Consider the following 14,222-nt stretch of genomic DNA (forward strand, 5'->3'; position numbering starts at 1 on the left):
GGAGATACAATGAACTTTATAGATACAATGGCAAGCGTTGAGTTAGTGCTTGCTGCTAATCAAGTACCCTTGCTCGTCGGTGAGACGGGTATAGGTAAAACCTCTCTCGCAGCGCGCGTTGCAGAGGTACATAATTGGGAATTAGTAACTATTGACGGAAACCTTTTAAAAGAAGGTGAAATTGGTGGCTTGCCTACAGTAGAAACGGTGACTCATACGGATGGTCATGGCAATACACGGGATGTGAAAACCACAGTATACGCTGTGCATCATACATTGGAACATGTGGCACAAGCCGTAGATAAAGGGCGCCAAGTATTACTGTTTATCGACGAAATTAACCGCGCAGAACATGCAGTGCAACAAGAATTGATGAACCTTATTCTAAACCGTGAAATTAATGGCTTTTCTTTAAGTGATCAAGTGCGCATCATCGCCGCTATGAACCCTGAGGATTCCTTTGATTACCAAACGATTGACATGGACCCGGCACAGCAAAACCGTTTTGTATGGCTTTATATGAATGCTGATTATATGCAATGGATTGACTGGGCTATTGGTGCTGGTATTGAAGAAAAGGTTATTGAATTTATTTCTTCCTATCCAGAATATTTAAATCAACGTCACGAAGACGATATCGATGCCACACCTCGTTCCTTTGAACGCGTGTCCGGTCTATATAGAATTTATAAGAATCAAGAGGGCACAAGCTATAGTCGTGACGCATTTATGAATGTTATCCGCGGTAACGTAGGCAAACTTATTGCGGAGGCTTTTGTAAACTTTATCGAGTCCGACCAAGAACCTCTTATTACCTTTGATGATGTATTGGCGGCGGTTCAAAAACCAGGTGCTATTATGTCTATGGCTGAGCAGGTTAAAGGTGAAAGCCCAACTCGCCTTTATGTAGCGGCAAAAAATATGTTGCATCGTTTAAATCGCAATAGCAATGCGCAGGAAGTACATCATTTTGTGGAGTTTTTAACCTTGTATCCAGGGGATTTGCGCGTAGCGGTTATGAAAGATCTTCGTAATACGTATGAGCGCGTTTACGCCTATGCTATTGAAGATGACCTTTTTGTAGATACTTTCTTTGAAGCGCAAAAATAATTTTATATGCGTAGTTAACCAAATCGAAGCTATCTATATAGATAATCAACTGTAGTAAATTATTAGTTATGAGGTTAATTGATATATAGCATGTGACATATATTAAATTTGTTTTCCAAAGAAAAGGGGGTGTAAATATGCAACGAAACTTAGATAAGGATGATATACGTGATGCTTCGGATTTGCTGACTCATATCGATGGTTGGGAAAAGACGGGTTCTTATGATGCGGAAGCTATCGAGGCTCTTGATCGATGGCATGCGAAACGAGAGCGCATACATCGCGAAGCAGAGGCTTTGTATACGCAAATATACGCATCCTATGAGGCCTATGTAGATAGCTATGAAGAACAACATCATAGCATGGCGCCTGAACGTATAGCGGCTGATCTTATGAACCATAATATGTCGGATAGCCATATAGGTACTATCGGTCGTGCTCTTGAAGACGTACAAGTGGAGGGGACAGACCTTTCCGTTATGCAGCAAGCGATAATGACACCTGCCTATGAGCAACGGTTGTGGAACATATTACATGATGTAAACAGTCTGCTCCTTGAAGAGGACCAATTCTTTGGTTACTTTTACTTACAAATGACTCATCGCATTCGCTTTGATATGGCCAGTGCTTTTGGTATTAATCTTAAACAGGGCGGATATGTATTATATGTAAATCCCTTTATCTTGTTACGCCAATCGCCTGATGTGATGAAGGATGGTATTAAGCGTGAAGTTCTTCATATCATTTCTGCTCATTTGATGCGGGTAAAAGCACTGAGTCAAGACTTTCACAAAACAGCAGTTCATATGGCTATGGATATGGTCGTAAACGATTACCTTGAACATGTAGACCGTGATGCGGTAACGGTAGCCAATGTAAATGCGCGCTTTGGTTTGTTATTAAAGCGTTTCCGTACCATTGAATACTATGCGAAGGTTATTGATAATGTCATGAAAGAAAAACCGGATCTTTTTGTGCCTATCGATAATGCAGATACGGCGGTTGCTATGGAGTTTGATCCTCAAACTAGCCATGATATTTGGGATGAATCTGATTCTATTGATACAGACACGATGGACCAAATCACGGAGCGCTATATCAATGAAGCCTCAAAGGGTGATATGGAAGGCTATGTGAAAAGTCTTATCGATACATTCCAAAAAACGCGACGCGCTTTGCCGTGGTATTTTTATCTCAAAAAGCTAATGGGCAAGGTAGCGAGTGGATACAAAAAAACGACGATGCGTCGTAATCGTCGTCAACCTGAGCGTTTGGAGTTGTCTGGTACATTGCGCCAACATAAGGCAAATGTATGGGTAGCTCTCGACATGAGTGGTAGTATAACTGATGTAGAGTTTACGAATGCCTTAGAGCAAGTGTTACAAATCGTGCATGCTTATAACCATCGCATTACCGTTGTAGAATGTGATAATGAGGTGCGCCGCACCTATTCGATGGAATCCGTGAAGGATGTGAAGCCGCGCCTTGATGTGCGTGGTGCAACAGCCTTTACCCCTGTATTCTCTCTGGCTAATCAAAACCGTGTAGATTTACTTGTATACTTTACAGATGGCAAAGGGGAAGAGCGACTACGAGAGGCGCCAAGAGGCTATAAGGTGCTGTGGGTGTTGACCGGTGAGAACCCACAACTATCTTTGCATACCCCATACGGCCTGGTTCGTGAACTCGGCTATGTTGGTATTGATGAAACTCAAGATATTGATGAGTTTGTACGCATGGCTAACCGTGGGGGCTTTTCTATGGCAAATCAAGAGATTTAGTCTATTAGAATGCAATTTTTTATGGGTTTGATCTTGAACCAAGACTATATACAAAAATGACGCAATCCTTTGGATTGCGTCATTTTTAGGTCTGTAGATTTTGTATTAGCTGTTAAGCTCAATAGAAGAACCTGGATCGATAATGAGTGCTGTTTGGTTATACTTACCTTCTACAAGACTTGTAAATACACCTGGTTCGCGGTCGATAACGGGCCATGTTTTGTAGTGAATAGGAATGGAAATACGCGCTTTTACATAAGAAGCAGCAAGAGCTGCATCTTCAACCCCCATTGTGTAATTATCACCGATAGGAAGAAGGGCGTAATCAATTTCACCAAAACGATTTAATAATTTCATATCGCTAAAGAGTGCTGTATCACCAGCGAAGTATAGGATATCTCCGTAGAAATCTACGATACAACCTGCAGCGTGACCGCCAGGGATGCCAGAGCCGTGGAAGGCAGGAACCATTCGAACAGAACCGAATTCAAAGTCGAACTTGCCACCTAAATGCATGGCGTGTGTACGACAACCGGCAGCTGCTGCTTTACCCGCTACTTCAGCAGTAGAGATAACGAGTGCATCATTTGCTTTGGCAATAAAATCTGTGTCGCCATAGTGATCATCATGACCATGACTGACAAAGATATATTGGCATTTGATATCTTCTTTTTTAGCGATATCCCATGTATTACCGGTCAAGAATGGATCGAAAATCATGGATACATCGCCATGTGTGAGCATAAAGCAAGCGTGACCAAAATAAGTTAGTTTTGTTTTCATAGGAACACTTCCTTCCTTGTACATACAATTCTTAATTCTATTGTATAATATAATAAATGAAAATAAAACTATTGGTGATAATTTATACATAATTAGTAAGGATGTATTATGGATTTAACACATTTTGATCAAGATGGAAATGCTTGGATGGTAGATGTATCAGATAAGGATATTACAACTCGTACTGCCGTGGCAGAAGGTTTTATTGCTATTAATGATGCCATTTATGAGCGCATCGAGGCGGGAACAATAAAAAAAGGGGATGTTCTTAGTGTGGCTCAATTAGCAGCTATTATGGGTGCGAAGCAGACGAGTAATCTCATTCCCCTTTGTCATCCATTGGCATTAACTAAAGTTGAGGTGCATTGTACTCTTGTTGATGGTGAAAGTCCTGCTTGTACAGATGCTACACATAATCGTGCTGTTAAGGTTCGGGCTACCGTAAAAACGACAGGAAAGACAGGTGTTGAAATGGAAGCACTTACAGCGGTTCAAGTAGGACTTTTAACAGTCTACGATATGTGTAAAGCTATTGATAAAGGGATGATTATAGGTCCTACATATCTTGTAGAAAAAGAAGGCGGGAAAAGTGGACATTTTGTCCGTTCCTTTGTAGAATAATATAGATATAAAGAATAGGGGATTGAAAATGGAAATAGTACTTTATGAGCCTGAAATTCCAGGTAATACAGGAAATATAGCGCGTTTATGCGCCGCCAATCATATGACCTTACATCTGATCAAACCCCTTGGTTTTTCTATTGATGACAAGCATGTAAAACGTGCTGGCCTTGATTACTGGCACTTGGTAGATGTACAGGTACATGAAAATATTCAAGAATTATATGAGAAATATCCTGATCGTAGATATTTCTATGCTACTACCAAAGCGAAGCATACTCATTCCGAGGTGAAATATGAAATTGGTGATATGCTTGTCTTTGGACCTGAAACAAGAGGGTTGCCTGAAAGTTTATTAGATGGTAAAGAGGATACATGCATTCGTATACCCATGGTAGATGAAGCACGTTCTTTGAACTTATCTAATGCGGTGGCAATCATAGCTTATGAAGGTATGCGCCAACTTGATTATCCAGACCTTAAGGCTGAAGGCAATTGGATTCAATCAAAATAAATAGACTTTTACAATTGAGGAATATATTATACGTATGTGTTAGGAGACCTACCAAATCTATATGACCGGTAGCGATTTTAACGGTGTTGTTTGGAGGAGGATATTATGAACTACGATAAAGCTCATGATTTAGCTCACGCAATGCGTGAATCCGAAGAGTACAAAGAATTAATGGCTGCTCAGGAAGCAGTGAACGCAGATGCAGTAGCAACGGGTTTGGTTCGCACATTTATGGCACAACAAATGCAGTGGGAATATGCTAAGTTGTCCGGTGCTCCAGAAGCAGATGAGTTGCAGAAGAAACAAGAGGAATTGATGCCTCAAATTCAAGAAAATGCTGCAGCGGCTGCTTATTTGCAAGCGCAAATGCGTTGGAGCCAGATTTCTAATGATATTTACAAAATCATTAGCGAACCAATCACTGAGGGGATGAAAGTGTTAGATCATGGCGAACAACAACCACAACATTAAGGTATTACAAACCACTTTATTAGAAAAATTACCAAGTACACGTGTACGCGAGCAGGAGCTCCTTTGTCATCATACGACATTTAAAATTGGAGGACCTGCGGATTTATTTATTGAACCTACTACGATGGCAGAACTTAGTTTTACGCTTCGTACCATTCACGAATTAGATGTGCCTGTAACTATTATTGGTTGTGGATCTAATATTTTGGTGAAAGACGGAGGTATCCGCGGTGCTGTTGTATCGGTTCGACATATGACTCAAATTATGGACTGTAACGAAAACACATTGTGCATTGGTTCCGGGTATATGTTAAAAGATGCTTCTGAATTTGCTTGGGAGAATAGTTTATCTGGTCTTGAATTTGCTATTGGTATTCCAGGCACACTTGGTGGTGCCGTATTTATGAATGCAGGTGCTTATGACGGGGAAATGAGCCATGTAGTTACTGCAGTGAGAGCCGTGGATTTCCAAGGAAATATTAAAGAGTATGACGCATCTCACCTGGACTTTGCTTATCGTCATAGTGTATTCCACGATAATCATGAGGTTATTGGGGAAGTTATTATGACACTCAAACCAGGTGATAAGAATATCATTAAAGCTCGTATGGATGAGTTAACTGAAAAACGTGAATCCAAGCAACCTTTGGAATATGCTAGTGCAGGTTCAACCTTTAAACGCCCACCAGGGTACTTTGCAGGTACATTGATTGAACAAACAGGCCTAAAAGGGTTGTCTGTAGGTGATGCACAAGTATCCCACAAACATGCAGGCTTTGTCATTAATACAGGTAGTGCTAGTGCAAAGGACGTACTGGATCTGATTGCAGAAGTACAGCGTCGTGTGTACGATAGACATGGCGTACACCTTGAGCCCGAAGTACGTATGATTGGTGAAGACTAATATCAACTAAATACTAATATAAGATTTCTTATGTAACGTTACTCTTTTTAGGGATGATGGATTCATAAGAAATCTTTTTTTATGTCCATTATAAGCGTATGATATTTATATAGTTAGTCTATATTTGGGAGGCGATGATATGAATACTTTGTTGGCCCAAGAGATTCATGATAAAGCACTAGCATGTGGGTATGACGATTGTGGTATAGTACCTCTTGATGCACTTGATTTTTATAAAGAACGAATGATAAAGCGTTTAGAAGATGTACCTGAAAGTAAAAAGGTATATGCACATAGTAATGCCTTTTTAACATTGAAAGAAAACTATCCTTGGGCACAATCTATAGTGGTTTGTACTGAATATTTTGGAGCGTATAAGTTTCCTGCTTCGCTTCAAAAGCGATATGCAAAAGGCTTACTACTATCGTTAGCTAATATCCCTGATGGGGTCGAAGTCAAACAAAGGCGATCTTTTGAAACATGGTTCAATGATAAGAACATCCAATTTATTGGTGGTGAAACAGCAAAGCCTACTGGTGTTGTTCCTTTGCGCCCTGCTTCTGTAGCGGCAGGACTTGGAATTTATAGAAAAAACAATTTCTTTTATGGACCTAAAGGCTCTAATTATGAATTGGTAGCCTATTTAATTGATCAGCCTTGTGAGTATATTCGTCATCTAGAGATACCACCATGTCCAGAGACTTGCGATTTATGTCAGCAAAAGTGTAAAACGAAGTCTCTATCTGCACCTTTTACAATGAATCCATTAACCTGTGTATCTTATATCAATACCTTTGGTGATGGTAAATTGCCAGAAGGTGTGACAGAGGATATGTTGGAAGAGTGGATATTAGGTTGTGATAATTGCCAAGACTGCTGTCCGTTTAATAAAAATCATGATTGGAGTATAGGTAAAGATTATCCTGGGCTTGATGCATTAGAACTTATACTACAGCCAGAATATATTTTGAAAGCCTCTGATAAGGAGATTATAGAAAAGTTGATTCCTAAATTCTGTTTCCATTTAACAGATAAACAAATTCCGTTGTTGCGTAAATCTGCTAAGCGGGCGATAGAGCATAAATAGGTTGTGTCTTAAGATGAGTCAAAAGTATAATCGAATGTTGAAATTGCCATGATTAGAATAGGTGTACTGTTTTGACTTTTTTCTATAGACTGCGTTATAATTAACTGTTGCCAATTTTGGGGAATATACTTGCATAGCCTGTTTTATCGAGGCTATGTGATATAGAATATACTGAAAGAATTAAAGGGAGGATCTTATGATTCGCGAAAATCTTCGTAATGTAGCGATTATCGCCCACGTTGACCATGGTAAAACTACTTTGGTGGACGCATTATTAAAACAAAGCCATGTGTTCCGTGAAAATGAAAAAGTAGCAGAACGCGTAATGGACTCCAACGACTTGGAACGTGAACGCGGTATTACTATTTTGTCTAAAAACACTGCTGTAATGCATGATGGTATTAAAATCAACATCGTTGATACTCCAGGCCATGCTGACTTCGGCGGCGAAGTGGAACGCGTACTTAACATGGTTGACGGCGTATTGCTTCTCGTAGATGCTTACGAAGGTCCAATGCCTCAAACTAAATACGTTTTGCGTAAAGCCTTAGAACAAAAATTGAAACCAATCGTAGTTATCAATAAAATCGACCGTCCTGACCAACGCGTTAAAGAGGTTGAAGATGAAGTTCTTGAATTATTCATGGAACTTGAAGCTGATGATGATCAACTCGACTTCCCTGTAGTATACGCATCTGCTCGTTCAGGTGTGTCCAAAACTAATTGGGATGATGAAGCTGTAAACATGGAGCCGTTATTCAAAACATTGATCGATGAAATTCCTGCACCACAAGGTGATATGGAAGGTCCTCTTCAATTTATGGTAACTACACTTGATTACGATAACTTCATCGGTAAAATCGCCGTAGGTCGTATCGTTCGCGGTAAAATGAAAACCAACCAACAAGTGGCTATCATGAATGGTGAAAGTACTCGTAAAGCGAAAATCGGTCGTGTGTACACATACAATGGCTTAAACCGTGTTGAAACTGATGAAGCTGAAATGGGTGATATCATTGCATTCGCTGGTATTGACGATATCAACATCGGCGAAACAGTAGCAGATGCTGAAAATCCTGAAGCATTACCATCCATCTCCATCGACGAACCAACATTGTCCATGGTATTCTCCGTAAATAACTCTCCATTCGCAGGCCGTGAAGGTGAATTTGTTACATCCCGTCACTTGCGTGATCGTTTGTTCCGCGAAGTAGAAACTAATGTATCCATGAAAGTAGAAGAAACTGATTCTGCAGATGCGTTCAAAGTATCTGGTCGTGGCGAATTGCATTTGGCAGTATTGATTGAAACTATGCGTCGTGAAGGCTACGAATTACAAGTAGGTAAACCTCGCGTAATCTTCAAAACTATTAACGACCAATTGTGTGAACCACTTGAAGCATTGACTATCGACGTGCCTCAAGAATTCATGGGAACCGTAATGGAAAACCTTGGTCAACGTAAAGCTGAGTTGACTAATATGGTTGAATTAGCTGGTTACCTTCGCATGGAGTTCGTAGTTCCTGCTCGTGGTTTGATTGGTTTCCGTGCCCAATTCTTAACAGCTACAAAAGGTAATGGTATTATGAACCATGTATTCCATGGTTATGCACCATATAAAGGTGAAATTCCTTCCCGTACACGTGGTGCTTTGGTAGCATTCGAAAATGGCGAAACTACTCCATATGGTTTGAACTCTGTTCAAGACCGTGGTACATTGTTCGTTGGCCCTAACCAAGACGTGTATGCAGGCCAAGTTATCGGTGAAAATACACGTGAACTTGATATGGATGTTAACCCATGTAAGAAAAAACATGTTACCAACATGCGTTCTAGCTCCTCTGATGAAGCGGTACGCTTGACTCCACCTCGTATCTTCTCCTTGGAACAAGCTCTTGAGTGGATCAACGATGACGAACTTGTTGAAGTAACACCTGAAAGCATTCGTATGCGTAAAACAATCCTTGATCGCAACGCACGTGCGAAAGCAGCAAAGAATAAAAAATAATATATCATGCAGATATATAAAGGCGCTCCTTAGGGGGCGCCTTTTTTATCTAATCTATAAGTTGTTATCTAACATATTCCTGTGGATTATATCTCCATGAAAATAGATGATAATTTTATCATTTATGATTAATGGGTATAAAAATGCGTTAATATACTAAATACGCATAATAACTTGCTGATAGGGGTATTGGTATATACGAAATATTTGTAACGCTGTATAATAATATCAAGTTTGTTGAAATAAGTTATTGATTATGGAGGTTCTTATGAATAAGAAAATCTTAGCTTCTTTATTTGCAGTAGGTTTGGCTGCAGGTTGTGTGTGCTCTTCCGTTGATGCGCATGGCGTATTCTTTGCTAACCGCTTAGATGAAAAAGCGCTAGTACTTGGCGAAGGCCCTGTTGATGATGCATATAGCCCAGAAATGGTAAAAAGCATCATTGGTTTAGATAACAATGGTATGGTAATTCCTGTACAAGTTATTAAACATGAAAAAAATGTAGTAGTTGTACCAAATGATAAATTGGGCATTACAGTAACTGATTTTGACTATGGCTATTGGACAAAAGATAAAGATGGTAAAACAGTTCATAAACCAATTACAGAAGTACCAGGCGCTCAAAAAAGTACACATGCCATTAAATATGACGTTCACTACTGGAATGCAGAAGCAAAACCTTTCAATAATAAAGATGCTTTCATTCAAATCATTCCATCTGTTAACCCATTAACTCTTAGAAAAGGTGATACATATGAAATCCAAGTCTTGAAAGACGGTAAACCATATGCAAATGCACCTCTTATTAAAGACGTAATTAATGATCTTACTAACGAAAGCAAAGCTGATGAAAACGGTAAAGCAACTGTTGCAGTAAGTGCTAACGGCCTTAACGTAGTAGGCGTTGAAGTGGGCTTCCCAACTCAAACTAAAGGTGAGCAAAATAAATACTTCAGTGCATTGTCCTTCATCATCAATCCTGAATAATATAGGATATACTATTTACTAAGTGTGTGAAATAAACAAGACCTCCTAAGTTGGATTTAGGGGGTCTTTTTATAATTTTAGGGTGTACGTATAAATGCGTTCTGTGAGAGCCTCGTATTAAGCGAGGTAAGAAAGAGAGATTTTTATGAAATTACAACGAAATGTATCAGCTGTGATGGCTGCATTGGTATTAACTGGAATGACCTGCTCTGCATTTGCTACAGAAATTAATGCCACAAGCGATAAAGCGGAGGAATTGCTTGGCTTAACAATGGGGTCACCGGTACAAACACAACCAGAAGTTAAGCATATAGAAGATACCTTGACGGTTAATGTGCATGGTAAAAGCTTAACAGATACAGGTAAAACTAAAAATGTATCAGGTATTTATAATGGATTTGGATCACAATTGACGGTGGATAAAGATTTGATTGTACGCCTTAAAAATGATGCACCAGCCTCAAAAAGGGAACTCGGTCATTACTATATGAGCGCTGTGTATGCTGGTTACGGTGGTAAAGTGCCAAGACTCAGCAAGGACAATCCTGATAGAGATTATGGAGATACTAATATTCACGTCAAAGGCAATGTAGATATCGATGCTATCGGTGTTGGTTTACAAGCTAATCAACGTGGTCATATTATTGTTGATGGTGGTGGACGTATTATCACGCATCCTTTAGAAACTTCTGATACTTACTCTGTGGTGGCAGAAGAGGGTGATGTATACGTTAATACTGGCTCTGATGGTAAACATCCAGGGTCTAAAGAATTGGTCGCTGTTGGGAATGTAGGGTTAATTAATAAGGATTATGGACGTGATCCAAATCATAACGAAACGCCAACGAATATAGCATTAGCTTTTACAACACCTAATTCTAAACTTACGGGTGCTGTATTAAATGAATATGCTGAAAGCAATAAGAACCCTCATAATTCTGGTGCTGATATTTACTTACAAAATGGAGGGACTTGGAATAATGAATGGATTGGTATGGAGCGGCCTACCCCTAAAAGAGAACGTCCATCTGGGGATAATGCAGCATATCTATACAAGGGCAGTAAGGTTCGTAATCTCGTAGGTGGATCAAATCCAGCGGCAGCCGGTATCCTTCATCCTATCGATGCACGGCCTATTACAATTCAAAATTATAGCGGCTATGTGAATGCTGTTTATAAGGCCGGTGTTCCAGCTAGTGAAAAAGGAAAGGGGAATATTGTTGTTGAACATGCTGCAGATAATAGCCATATTACCTTGCAAGGCGATGGAGCTAATTTGACTAATGATGATAGCTACCGAAAGGAAATACAAGCCTTAGCTGATAAATTACAATATACTGGCAATGATAAAAAACTGAGCACAACAGTTCAAATCAATGAAGGGATTACTCGTCCAGGTGCTGTTGCAGAACTAGGTGCAGATCATTTTGACTCGCAGGGGCGTCTTGTTGTAAATGATACAACAAAGATTAATCGTGCTAATGAATCATCCTTAGTGAGTGGTTCAAAATCTGCTCTTACATCGACTGCTATGGCATGGAAGAGTAATACCAATGATTTACAACGCCGTTTAGGAGATCTTCGTTTAGCTAATACAAACCAAGGTGTATGGGCAAAATATATAGGCGGTAAATCTAAAATCACAGACGGTGCTGATGCACATATGACGTATAATGGGGTACAAGTCGGCTACGATCATAAGGCTTCTAATGGTTGGATTTTTGGCGGCGCTATTGATTATAGTACATCCAGTAATTCCTATACTAATGGCAGTGGTGATGGTAAACTTGGTGGCATTGCCTTGTACGGAACAAAACAACATGATGATGGTCGTTATTTAGATATCATTGCTCGTGGTAATCGTTTATCCAATAATTATAACCTTTATACTGTTGGTGGACAGCGGTTAAATGGCAAGTATCATACTTATGGTACATCATTGAGTGCTGAATACGGTAAGCGCATCAAGAAGCAAAATGGTTTCTACATCGATCCTAGTGTAGAATTTATTGTAGGCCGTTTGAATGGTGTATCCTATGATGCTTCTGTTGTCGGTGGTGGTTCTATGCATGTGAAAGCTGATGCTATGAACTCTGCTGTAGGCAGACTTGGTATTGGCATTGGGAAAGAAACAGAAAAATCCAATATCTTCGCTAAATTAGCATTAGCGCATGAATTCTCTGGTAAGGCAAATACAACATATTCCGCACCAGGCAATCCAACAGTACAAACAACAGCAGATTTGAAGGATACATGGCTTGATGCTGAAATTGGTGGGTCTTGGAGTGTCCGTCCTAGTACATATCTATATGGTACATTCACTAAAAACTTTGGTGCTATCGTAGAAAATACATGGCGCATTGATGCTGGGATACGACATAATTTTTAATTGAATATTGCATTAATGGTCCTTATAGCGTATGCTGTAAGGACCATTAGTATATAAGGAGTTTTTTATGATTAAGATTTTATTCATTAGGAGTTATAATGGTTAATATTTTATTCATCTGTCATGGTAATATTTGTCGTTCTACAATGGCAGAGTTTTATATGAAGCATATCATTAATAAGGCTGGTTTAAGTGATTCTATTTATATCGAATCCGCTGGTACATCTCGTGAGGAGATAGGGAACGATACCCATTATGGGACTAAACAGAAATTAGATGAAATGGGCGTTCCTTATACACGTCACAAGGCACGGCAAGTGACGATGGAGGATTATCACAACTTCGATTATCTCATCATCATGGATGAAAATAATGGGCGGAATTTAAAACGTATCATTGGCAATGACATAGACTCTAAAGTGTATAAGGCCATGTCGTTCGTTGGTGAAAGTAGTGATGTAAAGGATCCTTGGTATACGGGAAACTTTGACGAAACCTATGACGATATAAGTCGGAGCTGTGATGCTTTACTAGAATTGATTAAGGCAAGAATATAATAGAGATAGCCCCTATAGTTAGCTAACAAGATGCTTAACTATAGGGGCCTTTCTGTATAAACCTAGTATCCTATATACTTTATACTATCGAACCATAGCGTAATATGGTATAATTTTTAGGTATTCATGCGCCTATAGCTCAGGGGATAGAGCGCCGGTCTCCGGAACCGGGTGCGCAGGTTCGATTCCTGCTAGGCGCACCAAATAAAAGGCTTCTCAAAATTTTGAGAAGCCTTTTTGTATGTCTATAATTAGTCTATAGGACAGAAAATTATATATTCGTATATCATAATTTAGCGTACTTTAGTGTTCTAACTTTACTATCTATATTTATTACACTGAATTCCTCTAGATCTAAATTCATTCATGAGTATATTTATTGATTTATCAATGATTTCTTCATTTGTTATATATACCATCTTTTTGTAATAGACAGTACCATCAAATTCTATCCAACGACTTGTCTTACCATTTAGTTTGCAAATCTTCATTCTGCCTGCCCAGCTTCCCATACTGCGGAATTTTTTCCCTTAGAGAAGCGTACTTCTCGAATATCTTTTAATTTATAGGTTCTTTTCATTAATCCAATGCCTATTGAGACTTGATCATCTGTAAAATAAAGAAGTTTATAACGTTCTTTCGGAGGCATGGATCTAATTATAGATAGGTTATACGTAGCAAATGTCACTGCGATAGCGACTAATACAAACATTAGGATTATCATATATTTTCCAATACTTTTAAGTCCTCCTTTTCTTTATTATAATAAATATAAGTAATATATGAAATAATGTATATAGTCAACTTTGAAGTGTTATTTGTATGCATTAATGGGAAAGAAACAAATGGCGATACATGTATGAACTACATAGAGATATATAACTACATGAGTTGAGTTGCTGATAAGATTTCGATATAGAGTTTTATATTTAATAATATCGAAATAACATAATAAATGTGATTTGGGTAACACATTTTGTTTTGAGAATGATGTACAATAAGGATAGCT

The 14,222-nt window shown here is 39.0% G+C and carries 12 protein-coding genes, 1 tRNA gene and 1 pseudogene; 12 read left to right on the forward strand and 2 right to left on the reverse strand.

The annotated features are described in order from the left end of the window. Positions 1 to 9 precede the first annotated feature (9 nt). Positions 10 to 1,110, forward strand: a complete 1,101-nt coding sequence (locus PK1910_RS00210) for an AAA family ATPase (protein ID WP_287511342.1) — start codon at positions 10 to 12, stop codon at positions 1,108 to 1,110. 137 nt (positions 1,111 to 1,247) lie between these two features. After that, entirely contained in the window at positions 1,248 to 2,891 is a 1,644-nt protein-coding gene (locus PK1910_RS00215) for a vWA domain-containing protein (RefSeq protein WP_287511341.1), read from the forward strand. Between the two features lie 105 nt (positions 2,892 to 2,996). On the opposite strand, the gene PK1910_RS00220 is transcribed toward PK1910_RS00215, so the two are convergent. Further along, a complete protein-coding gene (locus PK1910_RS00220) occupies positions 2,997 to 3,674 on the reverse strand; it encodes a metal-dependent hydrolase (protein WP_287511340.1) in 678 nt (225 codons plus the stop codon). Between the two features lie 108 nt (positions 3,675 to 3,782). Between PK1910_RS00220 and moaC the strand changes: the two genes are divergently transcribed. The 10 genes from moaC to PK1910_RS00270 all read left to right on the forward strand — a co-directional run bounded on the left by moaC (position 3,783) and on the right by PK1910_RS00270 (position 13,416). Beyond that, positions 3,783 to 4,295 (forward strand): cyclic pyranopterin monophosphate synthase MoaC, encoded by a 513-nt coding sequence (gene moaC / locus PK1910_RS00225; RefSeq protein WP_004696653.1) that lies wholly within the window; start codon positions 3,783 to 3,785, stop codon positions 4,293 to 4,295. A gap of 28 nt (positions 4,296 to 4,323) precedes the next feature. Beyond that, complete coding sequence (gene trmL, locus PK1910_RS00230) at positions 4,324 to 4,809, forward strand: tRNA (uridine(34)/cytosine(34)/5-carboxymethylaminomethyluridine(34)-2'-O)-methyltransferase TrmL (protein ID WP_004696651.1); 486 nt, start codon at positions 4,324 to 4,326, stop codon at positions 4,807 to 4,809. A gap of 105 nt (positions 4,810 to 4,914) precedes the next feature. Next, entirely contained in the window at positions 4,915 to 5,280 is a 366-nt protein-coding gene (locus tag PK1910_RS00235) for a YlbF/YmcA family competence regulator (RefSeq protein WP_287511338.1), read from the forward strand. Beyond that, positions 5,255 to 6,184 (forward strand): UDP-N-acetylmuramate dehydrogenase, encoded by a 930-nt coding sequence (gene murB, locus PK1910_RS00240; RefSeq protein WP_287511336.1) that lies wholly within the window; start codon positions 5,255 to 5,257, stop codon positions 6,182 to 6,184. Before PK1910_RS00235 ends, murB begins: the two co-directional genes overlap by 26 nt. 139 nt (positions 6,185 to 6,323) lie before the next feature. Continuing rightward, positions 6,324 to 7,271, forward strand: coding sequence for an epoxyqueuosine reductase (locus PK1910_RS00245; RefSeq protein ID WP_287511335.1), 948 nt, complete (start codon positions 6,324 to 6,326; stop codon positions 7,269 to 7,271). A gap of 196 nt (positions 7,272 to 7,467) precedes the next feature. Next, positions 7,468 to 9,279, forward strand: a complete 1,812-nt coding sequence (gene typA, locus PK1910_RS00250; protein ID WP_004696644.1) for a translational GTPase TypA — start codon at positions 7,468 to 7,470, stop codon at positions 9,277 to 9,279. A 268-nt stretch (positions 9,280 to 9,547) separates the two neighbouring features. Next, positions 9,548 to 10,267 carry a DUF4198 domain-containing protein gene (locus tag PK1910_RS00255; RefSeq protein WP_156697005.1) on the forward strand — a complete coding sequence of 240 codons (720 nt, stop codon included), beginning with the start codon at positions 9,548 to 9,550 and terminating at the stop codon, positions 10,265 to 10,267. A 145-nt stretch (positions 10,268 to 10,412) separates the two neighbouring features. Next, the gene (locus tag PK1910_RS00260; RefSeq protein WP_287511333.1) at positions 10,413 to 12,656 is read left to right on the forward strand and encodes an autotransporter family protein; all 2,244 of its coding nucleotides are present in this window, start codon (positions 10,413 to 10,415) and stop codon (positions 12,654 to 12,656) included. A 98-nt stretch (positions 12,657 to 12,754) separates the two neighbouring features. After that, on the forward strand, positions 12,755 to 13,213 hold the full coding sequence (locus PK1910_RS00265) for a low molecular weight protein-tyrosine-phosphatase (RefSeq protein ID WP_287511332.1): 459 nt from the start codon (positions 12,755 to 12,757) through the stop codon (positions 13,211 to 13,213). A gap of 128 nt (positions 13,214 to 13,341) precedes the next feature. Further along, positions 13,342 to 13,416, forward strand: a tRNA-Arg gene (locus PK1910_RS00270). 117 nt (positions 13,417 to 13,533) lie between these two features. Here the strand turns inward: PK1910_RS00270 and PK1910_RS00275 are convergent. Then, positions 13,534 to 13,949, reverse strand: a pseudogene (locus PK1910_RS00275) (hypothetical protein). Positions 13,950 to 14,222: the final 273 nt, after the last annotated feature.

The sequence above is a fragment of the Veillonella parvula genome (genome assembly GCF_036456085.1).
Classification (GTDB): Bacteria; Bacillota; Negativicutes; order Veillonellales; family Veillonellaceae; genus Veillonella; species Veillonella parvula_E.

What these genes read in the sequence shown, in the direction of transcription:
- PK1910_RS00210 (WP_287511342.1), top strand. Translation starts at nt 10, where the DNA reads ATGAACTTTATAGATACAATGGCAAGCGTTGAGTTAGTGCTTGCTGCT.
- PK1910_RS00215 (WP_287511341.1), top strand. Translation starts at nt 1,248, where the DNA reads ATGCAACGAAACTTAGATAAGGATGATATACGTGATGCTTCGGATTTG.
- PK1910_RS00220 (WP_287511340.1), bottom strand. Translation starts at nt 3,674, where the DNA reads ATGAAAACAAAACTAACTTATTTTGGTCACGCTTGCTTTATGCTCACA.
- moaC (WP_004696653.1), top strand. Translation starts at nt 3,783, where the DNA reads ATGGATTTAACACATTTTGATCAAGATGGAAATGCTTGGATGGTAGAT.
- trmL (WP_004696651.1), top strand. Translation starts at nt 4,324, where the DNA reads ATGGAAATAGTACTTTATGAGCCTGAAATTCCAGGTAATACAGGAAAT.
- PK1910_RS00235 (WP_287511338.1), top strand. Translation starts at nt 4,915, where the DNA reads ATGAACTACGATAAAGCTCATGATTTAGCTCACGCAATGCGTGAATCC.
- murB (WP_287511336.1), top strand. Translation starts at nt 5,255, where the DNA reads ATGGCGAACAACAACCACAACATTAAGGTATTACAAACCACTTTATTA.
- PK1910_RS00245 (WP_287511335.1), top strand. Translation starts at nt 6,324, where the DNA reads ATGAATACTTTGTTGGCCCAAGAGATTCATGATAAAGCACTAGCATGT.
- typA (WP_004696644.1), top strand. Translation starts at nt 7,468, where the DNA reads ATGATTCGCGAAAATCTTCGTAATGTAGCGATTATCGCCCACGTTGAC.
- PK1910_RS00255 (WP_156697005.1), top strand. Translation starts at nt 9,548, where the DNA reads ATGAATAAGAAAATCTTAGCTTCTTTATTTGCAGTAGGTTTGGCTGCA.
- PK1910_RS00260 (WP_287511333.1), top strand. Translation starts at nt 10,413, where the DNA reads ATGAAATTACAACGAAATGTATCAGCTGTGATGGCTGCATTGGTATTA.
- PK1910_RS00265 (WP_287511332.1), top strand. Translation starts at nt 12,755, where the DNA reads ATGGTTAATATTTTATTCATCTGTCATGGTAATATTTGTCGTTCTACA.